At 48.4% G+C, this 21,997-nt stretch carries 18 protein-coding genes; 5 read left to right on the forward strand and 13 right to left on the reverse strand.

All coding sequences use genetic code 11. The features are described 5' to 3' along the window. Positions 1–91 precede the first annotated feature (91 nt). The 11 genes from ACX9NY_RS17895 to ACX9NY_RS17945 form a co-directional block, all read right to left on the reverse strand. Positions 92–703: an ABC transporter ATP-binding protein gene (locus ACX9NY_RS17895; RefSeq protein WP_472474133.1), complete on the reverse strand. Its 612-nt coding sequence runs from the start codon at positions 701–703 to the stop codon at positions 92–94. Continuing rightward, positions 693–1,649, reverse strand: a complete 957-nt coding sequence (locus tag ACX9NY_RS17900; RefSeq protein ID WP_472474135.1) for an ABC transporter ATP-binding protein — start codon at positions 1,647–1,649, stop codon at positions 693–695. Before ACX9NY_RS17900 ends, ACX9NY_RS17895 begins: the two co-directional genes overlap by 11 nt. 2 nt (positions 1,650–1,651) lie before the next feature. Continuing rightward, positions 1,652–2,653 carry an ABC transporter permease gene (locus tag ACX9NY_RS17905; RefSeq protein ID WP_342572047.1) on the reverse strand — a complete coding sequence of 334 codons (1,002 nt, stop codon included), beginning with the start codon at positions 2,651–2,653 and terminating at the stop codon, positions 1,652–1,654. Next, positions 2,650–3,645: an ABC transporter permease gene (locus ACX9NY_RS17910; RefSeq protein ID WP_472474137.1), complete on the reverse strand. Its 996-nt coding sequence runs from the start codon at positions 3,643–3,645 to the stop codon at positions 2,650–2,652. The genes ACX9NY_RS17905 and ACX9NY_RS17910 overlap by 4 nt, the downstream gene beginning before the upstream one ends. Positions 3,646–3,687: 42 nt before the next feature. Further along, a complete protein-coding gene (locus ACX9NY_RS17915; protein ID WP_472474139.1) occupies positions 3,688–5,349 on the reverse strand; it encodes an ABC transporter substrate-binding protein in 1,662 nt (553 codons plus the stop codon). A gap of 289 nt (positions 5,350–5,638) precedes the next feature. Continuing rightward, entirely contained in the window at positions 5,639–6,175 is a 537-nt protein-coding gene (gene nikR / locus ACX9NY_RS17920; protein ID WP_472474140.1) for a nickel-responsive transcriptional regulator NikR, read from the reverse strand. Positions 6,176–6,227: 52 nt separating this feature from the next. Next, on the reverse strand, positions 6,228–7,253 hold the full coding sequence (locus tag ACX9NY_RS17925; protein ID WP_472474142.1) for an alpha/beta hydrolase: 1,026 nt from the start codon (positions 7,251–7,253) through the stop codon (positions 6,228–6,230). A gap of 80 nt (positions 7,254–7,333) precedes the next feature. After that, a complete protein-coding gene (locus ACX9NY_RS17930) occupies positions 7,334–8,449 on the reverse strand; it encodes a hypothetical protein (protein WP_472474144.1) in 1,116 nt (371 codons plus the stop codon). 479 nt (positions 8,450–8,928) lie between these two features. Then, positions 8,929–10,956, reverse strand: a complete 2,028-nt coding sequence (locus tag ACX9NY_RS17935; RefSeq protein ID WP_472474146.1) for a hypothetical protein — start codon at positions 10,954–10,956, stop codon at positions 8,929–8,931. Next, positions 10,931–11,833: an ABC transporter ATP-binding protein gene (locus ACX9NY_RS17940; protein ID WP_339240048.1), complete on the reverse strand. Its 903-nt coding sequence runs from the start codon at positions 11,831–11,833 to the stop codon at positions 10,931–10,933. The genes ACX9NY_RS17935 and ACX9NY_RS17940 overlap by 26 nt, the downstream gene beginning before the upstream one ends. After that, on the reverse strand, positions 11,826–12,215 hold the full coding sequence (locus ACX9NY_RS17945) for a GntR family transcriptional regulator (protein WP_472474148.1): 390 nt from the start codon (positions 12,213–12,215) through the stop codon (positions 11,826–11,828). Before ACX9NY_RS17945 ends, ACX9NY_RS17940 begins: the two co-directional genes overlap by 8 nt. Before the next feature lie 1,209 nt (positions 12,216–13,424). Here ACX9NY_RS17945 and ACX9NY_RS17950 point away from each other — a divergent pair. Then, a complete protein-coding gene (locus tag ACX9NY_RS17950; RefSeq protein WP_472479341.1) occupies positions 13,425–14,240 on the forward strand; it encodes a futalosine hydrolase in 816 nt (271 codons plus the stop codon). Beyond that, on the forward strand, positions 14,237–15,079 hold the full coding sequence (locus tag ACX9NY_RS17955; RefSeq protein WP_339303764.1) for a 1,4-dihydroxy-6-naphthoate synthase: 843 nt from the start codon (positions 14,237–14,239) through the stop codon (positions 15,077–15,079). The genes ACX9NY_RS17950 and ACX9NY_RS17955 overlap by 4 nt, the downstream gene beginning before the upstream one ends. 643 nt (positions 15,080–15,722) lie before the next feature. Here the strand turns inward: ACX9NY_RS17955 and ACX9NY_RS17960 are convergent. Next, the gene (locus ACX9NY_RS17960; protein WP_472474150.1) at positions 15,723–16,346 is read right to left on the reverse strand and encodes a pyroglutamyl-peptidase I; all 624 of its coding nucleotides are present in this window, start codon (positions 16,344–16,346) and stop codon (positions 15,723–15,725) included. Positions 16,347–16,367: 21 nt separating this feature from the next. Next, positions 16,368–17,369: a Gfo/Idh/MocA family protein gene (locus ACX9NY_RS17965; RefSeq protein ID WP_472474152.1), complete on the reverse strand. Its 1,002-nt coding sequence runs from the start codon at positions 17,367–17,369 to the stop codon at positions 16,368–16,370. A 650-nt stretch (positions 17,370–18,019) separates the two neighbouring features. Here ACX9NY_RS17965 and ACX9NY_RS17970 point away from each other — a divergent pair. The 3 genes from ACX9NY_RS17970 (at position 18,020) to ACX9NY_RS17980 (ending at position 21,954) form a co-directional block, all read left to right on the forward strand. Continuing rightward, positions 18,020–19,756: an AraC family transcriptional regulator gene (locus tag ACX9NY_RS17970; protein WP_339259191.1), complete on the forward strand. Its 1,737-nt coding sequence runs from the start codon at positions 18,020–18,022 to the stop codon at positions 19,754–19,756. Between the two features lie 99 nt (positions 19,757–19,855). After that, the gene (locus ACX9NY_RS17975) at positions 19,856–20,929 is read left to right on the forward strand and encodes a FecCD family ABC transporter permease (RefSeq protein ID WP_339259190.1); all 1,074 of its coding nucleotides are present in this window, start codon (positions 19,856–19,858) and stop codon (positions 20,927–20,929) included. Positions 20,930–20,931: 2 nt separating this feature from the next. Then, on the forward strand, positions 20,932–21,954 hold the full coding sequence (locus tag ACX9NY_RS17980; RefSeq protein ID WP_339240037.1) for a FecCD family ABC transporter permease: 1,023 nt from the start codon (positions 20,932–20,934) through the stop codon (positions 21,952–21,954). Positions 21,955–21,997 lie beyond the last annotated feature (43 nt).

Here is a 21,997-nt window from a genome sequence, read left to right on the forward strand (position 1 = left end):
CAATGACAGTACTAGGGGCACCCCTTTTCGTTTTCTTTTCTATTCTCTTTTTTTCTATTCAATCCATATATTTATTGAAACATAATTAACCTTACAGTGACATCGCAATCGGCATCGGAATAATTTTATCGCACAGCCTGTTTAGCAGTTCCCGATCATGGCTTATGATCAGTAATCCCAGATCACGCTGGCGAGCCACGTCCATCACGGTATGCCAGATCTGTGCCTGCGTGATCGCATCCAGCATTGTGGTCATTTCATCTGCGATCACATAACGTGTCGATGTACCGAGTGCTCGCGCCACACAGAATCGTTGCAGTTCCCCACCGGATAATTCACCCGGTCTGCGGTCCAGCCAAGCTTGCTGAATCCCCAAAGCTTCGAGCAACTGCTCATCCTGTACAGCCGCCTCCTGAAGGACACGACGCATCCGCCAACGTGGATTCACAGCTTTCTCCGGGTGCTGATACACCAGCTGAACCGGACATACGCCTGTACGAGGGAGTCGTTCACCATCCAGTAATACTTGTCCTGCCACGGGTTCGGCATATCCTGCAAGGATGCGCCCAAGACTTGTTTTCCCACAGCCACTCGGTCCCCACAAGCCAACGACTTCGCCTTGTTGAACCTGCATGTTCATCTGCTGAAACACCCACGATTTCTGATCGTAACGATAACTTACATCCTGTGCTTTAAGTGACATGGAGACACCTCACTTCTCCGCCTCGTATCTGACGAAGCGGAGGACGTTCAGAGATACATGCAGCGGTTGCTGCGCTACAGCGGGGAGCAAATGAACATCCCCTAATGATCCCTTGACCTACCAACGGCTGGGAGCCCGGGAGTGGCTGAAATCCATTCTGCGGCAGCGCATTCCAAAGGGCTTTCGTATACGGATGGCGCAGTCGTTCTCCATTGCCCGTAAAATCATCCACCTTCGCTGTCTCTACATTGGCACCCGCATAAAATACAGCGATGCGATCGGCCGCCGTCAGGGCAGTCGTAACATCATGCGTAATCCATAAGATGCCTACGCCTTGATCTGCGAGTTCGCGAAATTGCTTCATCGTCTCGGCCAGCACTTCGGGATGAATGCCTGGTGTCGGCTCATCGGCAATGATCAGCTTGGGCTGGCCTGAGGTCGCTGTAGCCATCAGCACCCGCCTTGCCATACCTCCGGACAACTCAAACGGGTATTTCTCGCCCGTTCCCCATGGGAGTTGATAACGCTCCGTCAGCTCCTGCTCCGACTTTTTCACGTGGGATTGATTCATGAATCTGCGCTTCTGTCCGGCACCCCGGCTTACCGACTGAACCTGGCTCCCCACCTTCATCAGCGGGTCCAAATAACTGACGGATTGCGGAATTAACACCAGTTCGTCTCCACGCAGATGAAGCTGCCGCTCTGAGGTCAAGGGCTCGCCATTGTAGCTCATTCGACCTTCCAACTTGGCATTGGCAGGCAGAATACCCATGATGGCCTGCGCAAGCACACTTTTACCCGATCCGCTTGCGCCTACAATAGCGACAATCTCGCCCTCGTTTATGGAAAGATCCAGATTCTGAATGACATCACTCCGTTCATGTCCAAACCAACCACGAGCGCGTCGAAATGACACCGATAATCCCTGAATATCAAGAAGAGCCATAGCTACCTCACCTCCCTTGAACTACCTGTACCCGTCAACGTCTTCAGACTGTTGCCCAATACATCAAACGCACGAACAACCAGCAACAATGCCAGTCCCGGGAAAAAGGCGAGCCACCACATGCCAGCAGATAAATATCTCATCGACTCTGACAAAATAATGCCAATTGCCGGTTGCTGCGGGGATAACCCCAGCCCCAGAAACGTAATGGCTGCCTCATGCAGAATCGCATGGGGGAAAATTAACAGTACGCCCACAAACAGTTGCGGGACTAAATGTGGCAGCATATGCTGCACCGCAATCCGTAATCGTGATTGACCCAACTTGTGTGAAATCTGAATGTACTCCGCGGATTTCAGTTGAATCATCTCCGCTCGTACAATCCGGGCCAGATTCGGCCAGTGCGTCAGCGCGATGGCTGCCGCCACTCCTGCCAAACCCCCACCAAATACAAAGGCCAACATAACCAGCGATACCAGATGAGGCACACTCAGGAACAGGTCGATGATCCATGAGATTACCCGGTCAGCAACTCGGCTAGAAGCCGCCCCCAAACCCAGCAGTAGTGCGATCAATCCGCCACCACATGCAGCAAGTAGTCCCACTTGAATGCTGGTTGCCAGTCCTTTTAACGTACGCATGAACATATCTCTTCCGAGCCAATCTGTGCCAAATGGATGCGCCCAGGTTGGAGACAGATTTCGATCCATTAATGAAGTCAGCGTAGAACCAGCGGGTAGTAGCCTTCCCGTCGACCACACAAGGATAATCCAGATCACTGCAAGGCTTCCCCAGATCACCGCCCTTTGGCGAGGATTGCGGAAATGTTGGTCTTTGGTACGAGCATATCCTCCTCTTCTAGTTTGGCTTGTTTCTCGTTCAGCCCCCACTTGCAGAAATTCCGAAGTAATGTTGTACCTTATCTCTTGTTTTGCAGTTTTCACTTTCTGTACTTGGGCTGTATCTGCCGTCTGCTCAGAGGAACGTTCTACAGTCTGCTTCATGATATCAGCTCCTCCTTCATTCGTGGATCGATCAAGCGATACAGAATGTCGGCAATCATATTACCCGTAAAAACAAAAATCGCACTGCACATCACAAGTCCAAGCAGCAGTGGAACATCTCCACGCAACCCCGCTTGAACCGTTGCCTGACCAAGGCCAGGGTATGAAAATACCTGTTCTGCCAGCACAGCCCCGCCGAAAAGTTCACTGAACGAAGCAAACTGCAGCGTGATCGCTGGCAAAACAACATGTCTGAACCCATGTCGACGAAACAGCTGAAATCCACGCTCACCCCGTGCTCTCGCAAATAGAATATAATCCGAATCCAGCACATCCATGAGCTTCTGCCGGGTATGCAGCGCGATGGAAGCTACCCCGGTCAGACTGAGAGTCAACGCTGGCAGAATCATATGAATAGCCCGATCTCCCCAGGTCACCTGATCAGCCGACATCCCTGCAGGTACCCCAAGTCCAACTGGAAGCCATCCGAGCCACACCCCAAATACCATCAGCAACAACAGCGCAATCCAGAATACCGGCGTGGAGGCCAGAGTGTAACAATACCAGCAGATCAGACGATCCAGCTTCGAGTCCCGTCTCATCGCAGCAACTACACCAAGAGTGAATCCAAAGATACCCGATAGCATCCAGGCGACAGCCATAAGGGCGACAGAATTCATGAATCGTTCCTGGATAATATCCGCTACAGGCTGCCTGTAGATCATTGATGTTCCCAAATCTCCCTGAATCAGTGCTTGTCCCCAGGTCAGCAATCGTTCCATTGGGGATTCATTCAATCCCCAACGCTCTTCGATTAAACTGCGCTGTTCGGCACTTACCCTGATCATATCTCCACCAATGTAAGCTTCGATCGGGTCCACAGGGGAAAATTGCATTAATATAAAAGACACCACACTGACTCCAACCAATAGAGATACGAGTCGCAACACTTTATTACCAACAAATCTGGCCCATCCATTCCTGCCCGTCATCCAATCTCTCCCCAATTCAGGCTAAAGCTACCGCTATACTTCTTATTTCGCGCTGTTATCCCAGGACCATTCCTCCAGATTGGATGTCACTGGCCAGCCGTGACCATGGGGGTGAATCTGCTGCTCGCCAATGTTTAATCCATTCGTAACCAGATACAGATGGTCTATATTTACGAGCCACGCCCAAGGTGCATCCCCCTGATAACTGAAACCTGTTGTGCCATCCCATTCCGCTTTTTGCCAGTAGGGCAATGCCTCTTCCTCACTGGTGGCCTGAAGGGCCTTCTCCATCCATGAATCCACGACAGGATTACTGTACAGTCCTACATTGTAATATCCCTCTCCCTTGTGGGTACTGCTATAGAGGTTATAGGTTTCCAGTGGATCATGACTGCCCCAACCAAATAATACAGCGTTGGAGTAAGCCATCTTTTTCGTCTCTTCACGGCTTTTGCCTTCAACATTGATTTTAATTCCCGCCTGGGCAACCATATCCGCAGCAGCTAAGGCCAGAGATTGTCTTGTTAAATCCCCTGCAAAATAAAGCAGATTGAACTCGGCCTTAACCCCGTTTTTCTCGACGATACCATCACCATCTGCATCCACCCAGCCACCAGCCGCCAGGATGTGCTTCGCTTCTTCGAGATTGGCATCCTTAAATACAGCTTCTGCATTGCTCCAAGGCAGATCATCACTGACGGAATAAGCGGGACGACCATACCCTTCAAGTACACCCTCAACCAAAGCCTTACGATCAATCACAACATTCACCGCTTGGCGAATCGCCAGATCGGATGTCACATCATTCCCTGCGGGGAGACCATCGCCCGACTTGGCACCAGCAGGCTGCATGGGGAACATAATGCCCCGGTTATCTACCGTTTTTACGGCCTCTAATGTCATGCCATTCACCTGTTGTTTGCTAAATGCTGCCGGGATCGCAGCGATATCCACTGTACCTGCCTGTGCAGCAGCATAGGCCGCATCTTCATCCAGATAGAGGAAGGTGAGTTTGTGGAATGCAGACTTGTTACCGTAATACTCTTCATTGGCTTCAACGATGGCCTGTTGTCCTTTGTCCCACTGAACCAGCTTGTACGGTCCTGATCCAACCGGATGCTCTGCATAATCAGCACCATAGGCGTGTTCAGGCACAATACCGAGTGTCGTCAGCAGGCTGATGAATGTTGACTGCGGCGACTTCAGTGTGAATACGACCGTTTGATCATCAGGTGCCTGCACATCAGCCATATTCGTCAAATCAATCACAGAACCACTCTGAGCAGCCGTATCAAACGTAAATTTCACATCCTCAGACGTCAAAGGTTCCCCATCAGAGAACTTCACATCATCCCGAAGCGTAATCTTCCAGGTTAACCCATCTTCACTAACGGAGTATGCCGTAGCCAGATCGTTAACCAGTTGAAGCTTGGCGTCTCTCTTCAGCAAAGTACTCTGGAAAAGCGGTGAACCATATTGCCCCCATCCGGTTGTCGGATCAAACCCGCCTTCCGGCTCGGTACCAACAGCCAGCACCAATTCGTCTTTAGTGGGGGTAGTCCCCGGTTGTCCATTTTCTGCTGATGACGCTGCTGGTGCTGCTGTCCCCTGCGCACAACCGGTTAATCCAATAGAACATACAAGCAGGATCCCTAATCCTGTTCTAACTTTTCGTTTTCCCCATCTCCATGAAAATCTGCCCATTCTGGTCGTTCCCCCTCTATTTTTGTGCTACTCTGATTCATTTCGTGTTACTTTTTACGGAAATTGTAGCACAAAACACAAAACTTATGTCAATAAAGTTAACTCATAAATCCAAATATTTTCATATTAGAAATAAAATATAGGGTAAACTCCATAATCGAGCCTCTGGATTGTTTTTATAAAGTCAGGTATTATAACAAACAACAAAAAAACAGACGGTTGGCATCTAACCAATGGTCTGTTTTTTAGATTCGCTATATTTTCATAGAAATTAAACTCACACTTCATCTTAATCGGCAGAACGATGATGATGACTGTGACCATGCTGATTCACACTGTGACTGTGATCCTGACTTTGATTCGCATTGTCTTCCTGATCTAGACTCTGAGCATGAGCCAGTTTGTTGAGTTCATCCACATAAGTCACAGAAAGCTCAGCATACAAGACCCCTTTTTGCACCTGGATCTGTTGATGCAGATGTCGCAAACGTCCCAGGTTTCCCCGTACTGCAATGACCTCCAGGCATTGGTCATGGTTCAGGTGTACATGCATATTGGAGATGATGTCATGATGCGCCTCATGTTGGAGCTCCATCAAGCGAATGGGAAGATCACTGATATGGTGATCATAGACCATCACAATGGTGCCAGCTACATCCTGATTGGATTGCAGTACGGAAGGTTGAAGTAATGTTTTGCGAACAAGATCACGGAAAGCTTCGGATCGGTTTTTGTATCCCTGTTCCTCAATATACTGGTCAAACTGCTCAATTAGAGGTGTCGGAAACGCCACCCCGAACCGGGTCAAATCTTCTTTGTCTGCCATGCTTTTCCTCCTGCGCCCTCATTTGCTTCGAGTGTACCACAGACTTGTCTGCTCATCGACTATACTGTTGCATAAATCGTACTGCCGAACGTATTGCCTGTTGACCAGCATCACTCTTCAGATCAAATTGATAATCATGTCCCAGCTTCTCTAAGGAGTTCGAGAAAAATAACGTTTCCGTATCAACATCAAGTCGCTTCAAGACTTGTGCCAGCTCAATCGATTGACTGGTCAACGGGTCATCATTGCCTGAGGTAATAAATGCAGGCGGGTACGCTTCGGTAGTCTGTAGAACGGTCGACATTTCATTCAATCTTGGGTAGTCTTCAAATGTTTTGACTCCCGTATATGACCAGAGAAATGTACGTATGAGTGGAAAGCCTGTTTCCGCTACTGTGCTCAGATTGTAAGGACCACAGAATAGAAGAACCCCACGTAATTCTTCTGGCTGAACGGATGGTGTTATATTCATGAGCTTGGCGAGGGATGGATTCGTCACCACGGCCGCAGTCTGACTTGCAATCTGGGCACCTGCCGAGTTGCCTGCGAGAAATATGTTTTCCGGGTCACCCTGATACTCGCTGACATGGTTCTTCACATACATCAAAGCCTGATTCGTCTGGATCACGGGAGTGGGATATGTCGTATCTGGTGCGAGCGCATAATTCATACTGAAGACAACGTAACCCTGCTTGGCTAATTGTACGGCATAATCTGCGATGTCCGCTTTGTCTCCCAAGACCCATCCACCGCCATGAACCCACAGCACGACAGGCAAAGGTTCCGATGTTGCGGAAGGATAATAGATATCCAGCGTACTGTCATTACGGCCTTCGTCTGCATAGGGCACATTCGCAACAAGAGTTACATCCTCCGAGATCATACGATCTTTGCTGTTCGTATCTTGATTAGCAATCTCAATGAATGATTTTAATAAAAATACCGTTATTTTGGGTGTGAATTGAGCACCAATTCCAACAAAACCTATGATGAAAATGAGTACAACGCTGGGAATCCAGTACCGTTTACGTTTAAACCCTCTTGCCCCCGTACGTTTTGCCTCCAACTTGGACTGCAACAGCTTCACCTCGTTCCATCATCATCGAAGCGTCTTTACATCTAAAGTGGTGTACGTTGCGGAGAGGACCGGGTTTCCTCTTATTTGGATCTCTTGGCGATTTCCTGTCTGACTTTCATATATGTAGTGGATACCTTTTGCTCCAAAGTGTGGATATGTTGTTTTGTGCCTGCCCACTTCTCTGCTGCAGAAGCCAATGTGTTCAATGAGCTGAGTACACGCGACGTTTGGCCTTGCTTTGTATTCTGTTTGAACTGTTGTAGCGCGCCCGAATATCGTTCTTTTGCCAGAGTTGCCTGTTTTTTAGCCGTTTGAATCTGTTTTTTCGCCGAGTCGGCCCCTGCTAGCATAGCTCGTAAACGTTTTATTTCAGTGCTCTTCCGTTTACGCGCTTCAGCAAGTTCCTTTTTCTTGATCCGAATGTCTTCTCTGGCGAGCTGCACAACGGGTTTTAATGTCTCCGCCTGCGTACGGATTGCTGCACTCCATTCCTTATTTTTGATGGCTTTGGCTGCATCCAGCTGTCGATTGACTGAACTATAGAGGGCGAATAGAGGTTCATATCGGGCTTGGGTTTGTTTTACCTTTTCAGTTAGAGCTGCGATCTTCGCGTCATCAGTTTGTCTTATTACTACACGCAATCGCTCCAATTCCGCGGTATTGGCGGCATGAAGTGTTTTTATTTTTTGTTCCCAAGCCTGCTCTTGAGCCTTCCAGTTCCCTACTTTCTCATACGTTTGCTTCAAGGTTAACTTGGTTTTGGCATCGGCTTTGTTCAAAACGGAGTCCCAGGCTTTCTGCGCGGTTACACCAAGATCTATGCCCGCCGCCTCGACTGAAGAAGCAAAATAGCTCATGCCTGCGCCGAACAAAATCACAAGTCCTATAAGCAGGCGTGATCCAAATAAAAGAGGAGCGAATGATCGCAAATGAGATCGTTGGACTTTACGTTGACGTGCTACGTGACTACCGCTATATCCCGTTATAACACGAGATGGACCTACACTTGTCTCCATTGAAGCCATGTCCTCTAAAGCTAAATCTTCGATAGGCTTTCGGCCCTTCGTTCCTTCCAAGAAACCATGATGGTCTATGAAGTGATGTGAGCTTGATCGTTCCAATAGGGAACAACTATATACCATCGCTAACATGGCCTCCTGTCCATTTATCGTTTCCTTCCATGCTTCTGTTTGCATGCGTCTCTACACCCTCTCTTCTAAAATATGTAGCAGAATCGCCAACGAAATCAGCGAACGACAAAAAAGCACCCGCAAGACAGGCATTTGCCTGCTCTTACGGGTGCTTCCCTCATAAGCCGTTCCATATGAGATTCGATTGAACGAGTCGCTCGAACCTTCCCTTTTTCTAATATATTCCATTCGCTGTATCTGGTCAAGTCGAGTCTATATAAATTGAATTAAAGAATATTTACACTCCACACTCCGATGACAGAACAACCTTCCGATCGCTGTTATCCCCAGATTTTTTTGATTCCTTTTATAAAGGGGAAATCCGGGGATAAAGGCGAACGCTCCGCTTCTTCAGGTCCTTTCTGTCCTCTCCGTTTTGTGTAAATAGTTTAGTTCAATTTATATAGTTTTCCTGGTCTAATATCAACCCTTTAATCAACGGGAGAACCCTTCCCGCTTATGGTTAACAACCTATATAACTCAACTTATTGATTGACCAGTATAGCTTTCATTGCCTCTGTTAGGTCTTCTTCTTTCAGCATCATGTAGATGTTCTCGCCACGAGTCACATTCAACTTAATCTGGTAGATGGTATCTTTCTCTGTTAGATAACCAGACCGTTGACGTTTGAGCAAATCGCTAATGATTTCTTTATTTTGGGTTGCGACCTGCTTCTTGATACTTAGACTCCCATCGATATATTCGGGCTCCGGGTTCGCCCACTGAAGCGAACCCGGACTGTTGATCTCCTGCTTCACAAACTGTGCGGAGACAATCTCGTCTGCCTGGACAAGCAACTGGTCGTATAAGTTGTTCTCCTTCAACCAGGCCAGTACCCGATCATAGCTAGGTTTGATCTCAAAATTCCACATCTCCCTCGGTTGAGTTGGATCTTTCGAATACGAGTCCTGATTCATCTCTGCGTAAGCAAACGACTGCCACGGAGAGCGCTGTTCTTCGTAGGTCTGATCCAAAATGTCCTGTCTCAATAGTTCCTTGAACTCACGGACTTGCTCCGGATTGCTGATGTACACCTTTCGGTATGAACTTGTGGAAGAACGAATGCCAAAACTTAATGCATCTTCTTCCAGCTTATACGTTTCAAAGGCAACTCTTTTGTAGTCCTGGGATTGTTTCAGAGCCATCAATTCCTGATGGAATTCAGCTTCTGGAATATAGTATTTACGTTTCATCACCTTGCCGTTATCCAGCTTGTAGTTAATATATACATACTCATCGTTACGCATCCCTGGATTGATCGGATCATTCAATAAAGGAAGATCGGAATCGACAATTTTTTGATGAAGAGCGATAACTGCCCCCATGTATTCCGGATCATTGGAATAGAGATGACCGTCATCCATCTTCTGATTGACACCATTACTATAGATATAACGATCCCCGCCAAGCTTGATACTTTTAACCTTATTCAGTTCAGGCACTCGGGCAGCGTATCCATTCCAATCGGCAATAGGTACGTACAGTATCAGACCAGCGATAATACCATATAGAATCATCTTGGGTAGTAACTTGCTGCTCCAGATCAACCATGTTTTACGAATAATCATCTCGGCAATGATATAACCTACAATTCCACCAAGAATATATCCGAAGATTCCCCATCCGGCTGATTCTCTTGGAGCAATGATCGTGAAGTAAGCTCCGCCAATCAGAACAAGCGTAAACATTAAACCAAAGCGGAATATAGGTTTCACTAGAGTGAATGTAACTGCTTGTGTAGCGGATTCAACCTGTCTCTTTGCATAGAGCACATAAGTCAGCGGAATAAACAGGATTGTAAATATCGAATAGATTATAAGTTCTCCATTAGTGACAGGAGAATAACTGATTGAAGCTACACGAAGAACAAGTGACATTTCTTCCGCATTACGTCCCAATTCATCGTACGGATATCCAAGCAAATAATGCTGGAGATGAAGTGACATAATGAACCACACAACAACAGGTAACAAGAGTAGCGCGTACACGGTGAGCCCCTGCAATACAGATTGACCAATACACATGCCGACTGCCACAGTTAGCATGAACATAAACAACGAGTAAATACTCATGCTCAAGCCCCACATCCAGATCGCACTGCCATCGAACAGAAAAGCAGGTTGGTCCAGCACTGCCCATACCCAGCCGGTAATCGCAGTTGTAATCCAGATTGGAAGCAGGATCATGGCATATCCAGTCAACAGATTAACCGTTAACAGATGTTTACGACGTAAAGGCAAACTATGGAACAGATCAGAAGGTGAACCGGATTGAATATATCGAAAAAGAAAGATTCCAGCCGCTACGGGTAGTGTAATGGCGAACAGAATCTGCACTTCACCATTGGCCTGAAACAGACTTGTAATCTGCTGTGGCACGTCCCTGTACTCCGTAGCGATATATAACGGTAACGAGAACAGCAACGTGATTAGATATAAAATGCCGATCCATCCATGCTGTCTGAAATTTTGGATCAGGATGCCCCGGTTACAGAACAATCGGTTGAATATCATACCCTGCGTCCTCCATTTCGTAGATAAAGATTTCTTCGAGCGTCAGAGGCAGTACATCCAGCAGATAAGGATCATGTATACGGAATTGATCCGTTACCTGTTGTCGGTTGCCTTTGACAATGTACAGAGATACACTTCCCCGTTTTTCTTCATGCAAAATATTAATCTGTTCATCCATGGCTTTGGCATGGTCCGGGTGGCGGAAAGCAACCTGAATTTTGTGCGTATCGGCCTTCAGATCATCGAGATCCTTCTCTACAATAATTCGGCCTTTGTGCATAATCGCCACATGGTCACACAGATCTTCAATCTCACGCAAGTTGTGTGACGAGATAACAATGGTTACCTGACGCTCAGCTGCTTCCTGGAAGAGCAAGTTCTTGATCTGCTGGCGCATGACCGGGTCGAGGCCGTCAATCGGCTCATCCATCAGCAGTACTTCAGGCATGCAGCTAAGTCCCAGCCATACGGCTGCCTGACGGCGCATGCCTTTGGACATACGATGCAGCTTGCGTTTGACATCCAGTTTGAACACGGTGGCCAGTTGCTTGAACCGATCCTCATTCCAGCGTGGATATACGGAACGATAGAATGCAGCCATCTGTGTTATTGAAGATTGCGGGAAAAAGTAGGGCGAATCTGCCATAAAGATCGTGCGGCCTTTGAGATCCATATTTTCATAAATCTCATTATCTTCGATACGAACTGTCCCGCTGTCCTGACGGTAAATGCCAGCCATCATTTTGAGCAGCGATGTCTTGCCTGCCCCGTTGGAACCGAGCAAACCATAGATCGATCCCTTATGTATATTCATCGTTACGCCATCCACTGCCTTTTCCTGTTCAAACGCTTTGACGACTTGATTCAGCTCAATCATGAGGCTCCTCCTTCTCTATACGGGCCATCGCTTCCTCAAACAAAAGCGTCATATCCGCTTTGGTCATACCGGAATACGAAGCTTCTGCAATCAACTTCACCAGAGACTCTCTGATCTCATCTCTCATGGCTTCATTCGGATGTTCCACTGACGATGATACGAAGCTCCCTTTTCCCTGCAAAGAATAAATGTAACCTTCACGTTCAAGCTCGCGATACGCTTTCTGAATCGTATTCGGATTCACAGTCAGCTGCGTGGATAACGCACGAACGGAAGGAAGCTGCTCGTTGGGCTTTAGAATACCGTATACGATCATTTCTTTGACTTTGTCCACCAGTTGCTCGTAGATCGCCTTACGGCTGCGTACATCTAATTCGAACATCCCGCACCTCCTTTCTGTAAATGTTTGAAATAACCTATGGGTTTAAATGATTGTATCTGAAGTGTATTAGGTGTATTAACTGTACTACTATTATTAATACAGTTAAATCGGATTGTCAACCGTTAACTTTGACTTCCTGTTTTATTCGGAGTACGTTAAAAGAGATAACATATGGTTTATTTGACATATCAAATATTTGAAGTAAGTTCGTCTCGACTTAGGACGGGACATAATTAGAGTGGCATTCATATGAGGTCAGGTGAGATAGGCTTACTGAAGTGATACGTCTACTTGAAGCGTTATGGTTATTTGATGTGATACGCCTACCCAAGACCTTTGCTTGACGCTTATGACAGAATTACATGCAAAGGTTGTTCAGGTCTTTCCTCTTCCGTTATGATGGAGATGAACTATTGTTCAATAATCACTGTATCTTGATTACTATTTTGTGCACGTTTAACCTGATTGATTGTTAGGTCTGTTATGAATAAATATGTTGCGCTGCGTCATAGATCTATTGTCTGCACGGTGGTTGGCTGTTCAGCAGGCATCTACATTAGAGTAGCAAGACTATGTATTGGCTTTAAGTTTGGGTTTGCACAAATGAGCTACTATGAGGAGTCAAGTGTAGAGCCGCCCCATTATTCGTTAGGCTTGTTGGTATGAAATTTGAAGATTGATATTTGTCTGTTCATATGAGGTGCCAACTCGTGTTGTCCGCCCTGCGAATACATATTGTAGATATGTCTTTCAAAGGGTGGACACGGACATGTGTAATCAAACTGAAATTAATATTCTGCATATAGATTGTTTACATTTCTTTTACAAAAAAACTTCTATATGTAGTGTTTCATTTATTTGGAGAGGTATAGTACCTTTTTAGAAAAAGTGTCCACTCTTTGAAAGACAAAATCGAGATAAATGTTCTTTTGTAGTGGACAAATATATGATCGTATTTAACGGATACAAGTTGAACTATACATTCACAGAGAAATAAATAATCAGAGAATAAATATTCAAAGCAGGAATACAGCCGAAGAAGTGTAGCTGAAACATTCTGTAGGAAGCTACCTCCAAAGCATCTGTTACAACCTTAATACCTCACAAGGAGAATTCGAGATGAATGAACATAAACAGGATGAACAGCAAAGTAATAAACCGAACGCATCACTCGAAGCTAATGGACACCCGGGGGAAATAACTGGGGAGATGATCACTTCAGATATCCGGTCGGTCCAAACAAATTCATCACAACGTGTGTTAATTGTCACTGCGGTGGATGCGGAAAAAGATGCAGTTCTCCGCGGCTTGGGCGACACGGCCGCGGAACGTTTTGACGTCATTGCTGCGGGCGTTGGCCCAGCCTCGGCCGCTGCGGGAACAGCCGCTACATTGGCATATGCCGTAGCGGATGCGAGCACAAGTGCGTTGGCGCACGGTTCCACCGCGCCAAGCCCATCGGATGTGGCACAGACATCTGCCACATCTTCAAGGCCGGGGCCCCTTGCCGGGGCCGGATATTCACCAGCCTACAGGCTGGTGATCAGTGCCGGCATCGGCGGCGGGTTCCCCGGCCGGGCGGACGTCGGCTCCCTCGTGGTAGCCGACGCCATGGTTGCTGCCGATCTGGGCTCGCAGACGCCAGACGGCTTCCTTAGTGTGGACGAGCTCGGATTCGGCTCGTCCATTGTGGCGGCGGACGCGGAGCTTGCCGCTCGCCTGCGCCATGAGCTGCAGCGGGCCGGGCTCGCTGTCAGCGGAGGCACTGCGGTCACCGTGTCCACGGCGACCGGAACAGCGGAGACGGCCGCGGAGCTATTGCGCCGCGTGCCGGATGCCGCCGCCGAAGGCATGGAAGGCTTCGGCGTGGCAACAGCTGCCCAGCAGTTCGGCCTGCCAGCACTCGAACTGCGGGCCATATCCAACGCGGTCGGTCCACGCGACCGCGACGCTTGGCGCATCAAGGATGCCCTCGATGCGCTCCAGGCTGCAAGTTCCATTTTACGGGAGGTTATTACATCATGAAAATTGCATTTTCCCCTTGTCCAAATGATACATTTATCTTTCACGCGTGGGTGCACGGGCTGATCCCGGGCGCACCTGAGCTGGATGTCCGGTATGCTGATATTGATATTACCAATGGTCTGGCGGCAAATCCGGATGGACCCGACACACCTGAAGTGATGAAAATATCTTATGCAGCACTGCCATACGTGTTATCTGACTACGCTCTGCTTCCTGCTGGAGGCGCACTCGGCAGAGGATGCGGTCCGCTGGTTCTGACCGCAAACGGAACGACCGATCCAGCCTATCTGTCTGGACGACGAGTTGCTGTGCCGAGCGAACGCTCAACAGCATATCTATTATTTCGTCTGTGGGCAGCACAAAATGTTCCTGGCGGCGTAGGTGAGATTGTGGTCATGCCATTTGACCAGATCATGCCTGCTGTGCGGGACGGCAAGATCGATGCCGGACTTGTCATCCATGAAGCACGCTTCACGTACCAGAACTATGATCTCAAACTGATGACGGATCTTGGTAACTGGTGGGAAAGCGATACCGGTCTTCCGATTCCGCTCGGAGCAATCATTGCACGTCGCGACATGGATGCTCACGCCCTCGCCGGATGGGCACGCGCCTCCGTTGAATATGCATGGGCGCACCCGGATGAGTCGAGAGCATACGTGATGGAACATGCTCAAGAAATGGATCCTGACGTGGCTGCACAGCATATCGGACTGTATGTTAACGAATTCAGCGCTAATCTGGGCGATGATGGATATGGTGCGATTACTGCACTACTTGGACGTGCCATGAAAGAAGGACTCGTTCCCGAGTTCGATCTTGATCTGTTGCGGATCTAATATTTGATTTTTTTCAGCTATTTCTTAACTGTTTCTTTAGTTATTTCTTTAGTTATTTCTTTATCTATTTTGTTAGCTATAATCTGTACGCTCTAAATCTAACGAACCCTACGCACCCTATTTAGCCTAATATCATGCGTTGAGAATTCTAACGAATCTCAGACACTCTATTCATCTAGAAATGGGTCATATCACTGAAATTTCGCTTATTTCCACATAATAACGCTTCTACGATTCGTTAGAATTGGGTATGTGCAAATTTTAAGCGAATAGCGTGCGCTGGGTTCGTTAGACTTGAGCGACACACGATCTCGACATAGAAGCAGAAAGAGCTGCCCCCTAACGTCAGATTCATGACGATGGGACAACTCTTTTTTTGACTTTATATACAATTCTATATTCAACTTCTTATTTCAACTTTTTATTCCACTTCATGTTCAACTTAATATCTATCACTCTACTCAACCCAAGATCAAAGCAGAAAGAACCCCATGCAACTCCAAGCTCTCCACGTCATCTTGAACCCTACTGTACTCCATTATCCCAGCCCACTGCTCTCCCATTCACAATTGCGGTCTACGATACAAATCCAACCATCGCCTACGATCTGCTGCAACCGCAACCGAACGATAGCAAACCTTCCCTACGATTCAGCCACAATGGTGCGGATCATCATCCGCAGCGCATCCAGCATCACGGGTATAGGTAGCGAAGGGACGGAAGGCTGCAACACAGCCATCTCTGTCGAGGCCGGAAAGTGTACAAATCCGGCACGGATCGGAAGTTGCCCTACTCGAATGTGATCGAGCAACCGGTACATCGTGTTGTTGCAGATATATGTGCCTGCTGTATTAGAGACGGCTGCGGGAATGCCTGCTGCTGACATGTTATTCACCATGGCTCGGATCGGCAACGTGGAGAACAAACCATCTGGGCTGCCGTCTACAATGGGCTCGTCCACGGGACGTCGCCCCTGATTATCCGCGTAGGAGCCAGGCGGAATGTCTTTGACATTCACGGCAATCCGCTCCGGTGTGATGCATGTTCTGCCCTTGGCCAGCCCACAGGCGATGACAACCTCTGGCCGATAGGCTTCCATCTCTGCGATGAGCAGGTCTGCACATTCATCGAAGTGCACGGGCAACAGTACTGTTTTTAGCTCAGCCCCCTCCACCACCTCGTTCGTAAGAGCTTCCATTAACGCTCCAGTCGGATTCACTGTGTCCCCGCCAAAAGGTTCAAACCCGGATATCAGAATCTTCACCATTACACGTCAGCTCCTGTCTATTTACTCTGATTTGTAACGCAATCCCCACTGCCCCCGTATCGTGTCCATCAGTTTCATAATTTCCAGGGATTCGTCCAGTTTAATCGTATTGCTCTCCGTCCGACCTTCGAGGATACAGCGTCCGGCTTCTTCTGCCTCAAAAGCATAACCAATACATGTTCGATCATCCGTGAATTTCTCCGGCTCGTCCTGACCGTTCACATGCAGATAAGCTTCTTTGCCCGCGAGGAACAAAGGCAGACGAATCTTGCCCTCCGTACCGTATATGACCGCTTCATTGCTGAGGTTCAGACGAATGGCAGCACTCAATGAAGCAGAGCGTCCCTCGGAATAGGACAACAACACGGAAAACTGCTCATCCACACCCGTCTCACCAATATTTGCCGTACTCCATACATGCTGGGGCTGTTCGCCAAAGATCATCGAAGCAAAGGAGATCGGGTACACCCCTGCATCAAGCAAAGCTCCTCCACCCAGATCCGGATTAAGCAACCTTCCTTCCGGCTCCCAACCGGCACGGAATCCAAAGTCTGCCTGAAGCAAACGTACTTCACCAATTCGACCTTCTGCGATCCATGCTCTGGCTTGAGCAATCGGCGGCAAAAAGCGTGTCCACATCCCTTCCATCAGGAAAAGATTGCGCTCCCGTGCCGTCTCCACCAGTTGCTCCAACTGACGCGCATTCATCGTAAACGGCTTTTCACAGAGCACCGCCTTGCCTGCCTCGAGGCAAGCCATGACATTCTCCTTATGCACAGGATGAGGTGTTGCCACATAGATAATATCTACCTCAGGATCTTGAAGCATCTCATCATACGAGCCGTAAGCGCGTGCAAAACCATATTCAGCTGCAAACTTCTCCGCGCTTCCCTCTGTCCGCGAACCTACCGCTGCTTTCACTGCGTTCCCGGCATGCTCCAGATCCTTTGCAAACTGGGATGCAATCCATCCCGTGCCCATAATGCCCCAACGTACTTTGTTCCGTTCCACTACTTCTTTCATATCGAAGCCTCCCTACTGCAATTTGGGTTGAAAATGTTCATGATTTAGATCAGGCCAACATGTTATCCCCTTTATTTTACCAAAAAGAAACGCCTACGTCAGAAAACGGTTTCGATTATTTACTTTTATTTACGTTCATTAGACTTCCACCTCATCAGCACCTCGAACATATCTGTGTACATTTCAATTCTCCAATAGATTTGCTAAGATTATCAGCAGGCTAGGGCCAAGAGGTCTTGTCCTATGCATGCTTGTAACCAGTAATAATCCGGTTAAATTAACCATCACACCTGATTAACAACATCCTATCCCTGTCTTACGGGTATAAAAAATATCTGACTATACTGCGAAGGCCCAGACAGCAACTCAGCCAATAATTATACTCCAGCGTCTCCGAGCTGACGGTAAGCTCTTGGTATAGTTATCACAAAGCGCGATCCAGAATCTGCACATGTGTCCACACGGCATGATCCGGGTATATGCCCCTATTCAATCCATACAATTCTTGCCTCATGCCACGCGATCAATGGATGTTCAACAAAGACGTTCAGGTCCGCCAAAATATCGTACGTTCCCGCTTCAATCATGACCTAAATAGCTGTTCAATGATTACCTAATAACTTTTCAAAAGAGAGGAGGTCACAAGCACCATGACTACCATCCCTGGTACGGCCCACAGCGGCATCAATCCATACCTGTTGCATCAGCAGACAAATCCCCGTTCAGAAAAGGAACCCTCAAACCGGGCAGATCTGGATGCATTCCTGAATGATACCCTGATCGAACTTCGTCAGGCAGAACATATAATAACCCATGGAAAATGGCGCTGGTCCACTACTGAACTTGCTCATCATACCTTTATATACATGCACAAATTCACAGGCCAACTGATCATGAATGGGACCGAATCCCACGTGGTTCGCAAATCAGCTTGTCTGTGCACACCCGACGCTTCAATTGAACTGATCGGAGATGAAGAACATGATATTGAACTATATATCATTCACTTCGATCTATATCGGGCTACGGAGAAAACCAAAGCCAGACGCATCTACGAACGTGAACTCAGTTCACCGGTTACAGGCTGGATTCAGGGCCCATTTTACGGTATACAGCGCATTGCCGTGCAGCTTACACACCTTAACAACGAAAATGCACAAAAAGACTTGAAGGCGCAGCTCTTCCTGACGGAACTGTTACATATGCTCTGGCCCCAACAACAAGAAGATCAGACGGACGCAGCGGCTGGGCAGGATGAACCAGAACAGTGGCTCAGGTCCACCCTGCAATATATGCGTGAAAACTATATGCATGAGATCAAGCTGGAAAAGCTGGCTGAACTGGCCGACATGCATCCGTCCTATTACTCACAGCTATTCAAGAGCCGCATGCAGAAGAATCCCATTGAATACATCACTCATCTGCGTATGAACCGGGCCAAGGAATTGCTGCTCACTTCCGATCTGCGTATCCGTGATGTGGCTCGTGAAGTGGGTTACCGTGACGAATTCTATTTCAGCCGACGTTTCCGGAACCATGCTGGTTATGCGCCAACTTCCTATGCGAAGCAGGTCCACCGGAACATCGTGTCGCTCTCCTACCCATACACGGACCATCTGATGACACTTGGCGTCACACCATGCGCAGCTCAGATCCAGGGGCACCTGCCTCATCTGCCCAAATCGCTGGCACTGCCCTTCCATGCTTACGAACCGTGGGAACAAGGACGTCAGGCATTCCTCAATGTGAATCCTGATTTGATTCTGACCAAGGACAATGCCACTGCAAAAGCCATGGAGCATATTGGCGATGTCGCCCCTATCATCACCATTCCCTGGAACCAGACAGACGTCTTCGGTCATCTGCATCAGATCGCATCCATTGTGGATCGTACCCAAGCCGCGACAGATTGGCTGGATCGACATGAGCGCAAAGCGGAGCGTGCACGCAAAAAAATGAAGGAAATCGTCGGAGATATTACCGTTGCCGTTGGCACGTTAACGCCTAAAGGCCCACGGATGTACAGCCATCGCAACTTCGGACATGTCTTTTACCGCAGTCTGCAATTGGCCGTTCCTCAGCGCATTCAGACCGAACTGGCTGGCAAACCTCCCGGCGTCGGATTCAACTGGTTGCCCTTCACACCAGGAGAGTGGGATGGTTTGGAGGCAGATGTGCTGGTACTGGCGATTAATTCTATGCATGAAAAGGCAACACTATGGAAAGAGATGGCTTCGAATCCACTATGGAACAGCCATCCCGCGGTAAAAAACGGACGTGTGCATCTCATCGACTGGAACTCATGGGTCGTATATGCTCCATATTCCATCAACATCCAGCTCGATGAAGCGCTCTCTATGTTGACGAACAAACCTTCACTTTTGTAATCTAAAAAATGTCCATCTCCAGAATCTTAATTTATGCCATGTACGGGCCTGAATTAAGATTCTATAATGATGACTAATTGATAATGATAATCAATAACAATGAAATACGTTGTTGGTACCAAAGGAGTGACCCGTATTCAACATCCGGGACTGCCACATCGTCCATCTAATTCAAAAAAATCTGCGGTGACCGTTGGGCTGACGTTTTTGTCTGCCATAGCCATACTGCTGCTAAGTATGTTTGTCGCCATCTCGTTAGGTGCCAAAGGGCTAACGCTGGAAACCGTATGGGCTGCCATATTTCAGTACAACCCGGCTTTGACACCACATCAGATTATTCATGAACTGCGGCTGCCTCGTGTGCTTGCAGCGGTTATCATCGGCGCTGCCTTTGCTGTTGCAGGAGCTTTAATGCAAGGCATTACACGTAATCCGCTGGCAGACACGGGCATTCTGGGCATCAATGCCGGAGCCACTTTTGTGGTAGCACTGAGCTTCGCCTTTTGGCCCGGACTGCCCTATGGCTGGATCATGGTTTTATCATTCGTGGGGGCTGTCTTGGGCACACTGCTTATCTTCCTGCTTGGAATGGCAGCACCGGGTGGTCTGAATTCCATCAGACTGACGGTCGCAGGGGCCGTTATTGCAGCCATGTTAACCTCGCTCAGCACAGGCGTTGCCATTTATTTTGACCTGAGTCAGGATCTGGCCTTCTGGTATGCAGGAGGTTTTGGCGGAATTGAATGGCGGCATCTCAAGCTGATTCTTCCCGTGCTGCTCGCAACACTCGTCCTGATTATGCCACTCGCCCGGCGTGTATCCCTTATGTCACTCGGAGAAGAAGTCGCGATTAATCTCGGGATCAACCTGCGCTGGACGAGGTTTCTCGCCCTCGCAGCAGTTGTTGTGCTGGCTGGTGTGTCCGTGTCGGCAGTAGGCTCAATTGGATTTGTTGGACTCGTCATCCCCCATATCTCACGCAAACTGGTGGGTGTGGATTATCGACTCATCATTCCGATGTCTTCTCTGCTTGGTGCGATATTACTGGTGCTCGCCGATCTGGGCTCACGCATCGTGAACCCGCCGGAAGAACTCGCAGTAGGCATTATGGTCGCCTTTGTTGGTGTACCGTTCTTCCTCTATCTGGCCCGTAAAGAAAGGAGGGCCTTGTAGCGATGAATTTCAATACACCTTCACGATCACGAGGTAAACGTTCGTTAGTCGTCAGCATCACACTGCTCTGCATCGCCATTGCCGTTATTGTGATCAGCCTGAACACGGGAACCATTCGCCTCTCCCCAGTAGCTGTGTTACAGACCTTGCTTGGTCATGGCAGTTCGGATGATCAGATTGTACTGTTTGATTACCGACTGCCTCGCATCCTGGTCACTGTACTGGCCGGAGCGGGACTTGGTATTGCCGGGGCAGCCTTGCAAGGGATTACCCGCAATCCGCTGGCGGACCCGGGCATTCTGGGATTACATGCAGGGGCAGCGTTTGGACTAATGGTGTTTGTTAGTCTCTCCTTTACAATGGATGGCTCTGTAGCCTTGCTGATTCCGTTGTTCGCTTTTGCAGGCAGTGTTGCCGCCGCCCTGATCATCATGCTGTTATCTTATGATCGCCATAACGGCGTATCTCCCATTAAGCTGATTCTGGTGGGAATCGCGGTAGCGGCCGGGTTCCATGCGTTGACCCTCTACTTATCCCTGCGTTTGGATGAAGACACCTATTCCTTTGCCGCCCGCTGGTTGGCAGGTAGCGTCTGGGGCCGGGATTGGATTCATGTGCAAGCGTTGCTTCCCTGGGTGGTGCTATGTATCTCGTACATTTGGAGTCGATCCAAAACGCTCGATGCCTTCAACCTTGGAGATGCTGCCGCAACCAGCATTGGGACGCCTGTTCGATCCCAGCGTATTATTTTGTTGCTCTGTGCCGTAGCCTTGTCTGCCGTCAGTGTATCGATGGCCGGGGGGATTGGCTTTATCGGTCTGGCCGCACCACATCTGGCGCGCAGACTTGTCGGTCCGATGCATCGGCATCTGATCCCTGCTGCCGGACTCATTGGGATGGTTATTCTGGTGAGCGCTGATACGATCGGGCGAACGATCTTTCAGCCTAACGCCATTCCGGCAGGTGTAGTGGTTGCCGCGATTGGCGCACCTTACTTTTTGTACCTGTTAGTACGAAGCAAGTGATCTTTTTTTTACAAAAACAATAATTACATCCCAGAGATGTTCA

Source organism: Paenibacillus sp. CB74 (assembly GCF_055687625.1).

Coding starts and splice junctions, on each gene's coding strand:
- ACX9NY_RS17895 (WP_472474133.1), bottom strand. CDS start 703: ATGTCACTTAAAGCACAGGATGTAAGTTATCGTTACGATCAGAAATCG.
- ACX9NY_RS17900 (WP_472474135.1), bottom strand. CDS start 1,649: ATGGCTCTTCTTGATATTCAGGGATTATCGGTGTCATTTCGACGCGCT.
- ACX9NY_RS17905 (WP_342572047.1), bottom strand. CDS start 2,653: ATGAAGCAGACTGTAGAACGTTCCTCTGAGCAGACGGCAGATACAGCC.
- ACX9NY_RS17910 (WP_472474137.1), bottom strand. CDS start 3,645: ATGACGGGCAGGAATGGATGGGCCAGATTTGTTGGTAATAAAGTGTTG.
- ACX9NY_RS17915 (WP_472474139.1), bottom strand. CDS start 5,349: ATGGGCAGATTTTCATGGAGATGGGGAAAACGAAAAGTTAGAACAGGA.
- nikR (WP_472474140.1), bottom strand. CDS start 6,175: ATGGCAGACAAAGAAGATTTGACCCGGTTCGGGGTGGCGTTTCCGACA.
- ACX9NY_RS17930 (WP_472474144.1), bottom strand. CDS start 8,449: ATGCAAACAGAAGCATGGAAGGAAACGATAAATGGACAGGAGGCCATG.
- ACX9NY_RS17935 (WP_472474146.1), bottom strand. CDS start 10,956: ATGATATTCAACCGATTGTTCTGTAACCGGGGCATCCTGATCCAAAAT.
- ACX9NY_RS17940 (WP_339240048.1), bottom strand. CDS start 11,833: ATGATTGAGCTGAATCAAGTCGTCAAAGCGTTTGAACAGGAAAAGGCA.
- ACX9NY_RS17945 (WP_472474148.1), bottom strand. CDS start 12,215: ATGTTCGAATTAGATGTACGCAGCCGTAAGGCGATCTACGAGCAACTG.
- ACX9NY_RS17950 (WP_472479341.1), top strand. CDS start 13,425: ATGATCACTTCAGATATCCGGTCGGTCCAAACAAATTCATCACAACGT.
- ACX9NY_RS17955 (WP_339303764.1), top strand. CDS start 14,237: ATGAAAATTGCATTTTCCCCTTGTCCAAATGATACATTTATCTTTCAC.
- ACX9NY_RS17960 (WP_472474150.1), bottom strand. CDS start 16,346: ATGGTGAAGATTCTGATATCCGGGTTTGAACCTTTTGGCGGGGACACA.
- ACX9NY_RS17965 (WP_472474152.1), bottom strand. CDS start 17,369: ATGAAAGAAGTAGTGGAACGGAACAAAGTACGTTGGGGCATTATGGGC.
- ACX9NY_RS17970 (WP_339259191.1), top strand. CDS start 18,020: ATGACTACCATCCCTGGTACGGCCCACAGCGGCATCAATCCATACCTG.
- ACX9NY_RS17975 (WP_339259190.1), top strand. CDS start 19,856: ATGAAATACGTTGTTGGTACCAAAGGAGTGACCCGTATTCAACATCCG.
- ACX9NY_RS17980 (WP_339240037.1), top strand. CDS start 20,932: ATGAATTTCAATACACCTTCACGATCACGAGGTAAACGTTCGTTAGTC.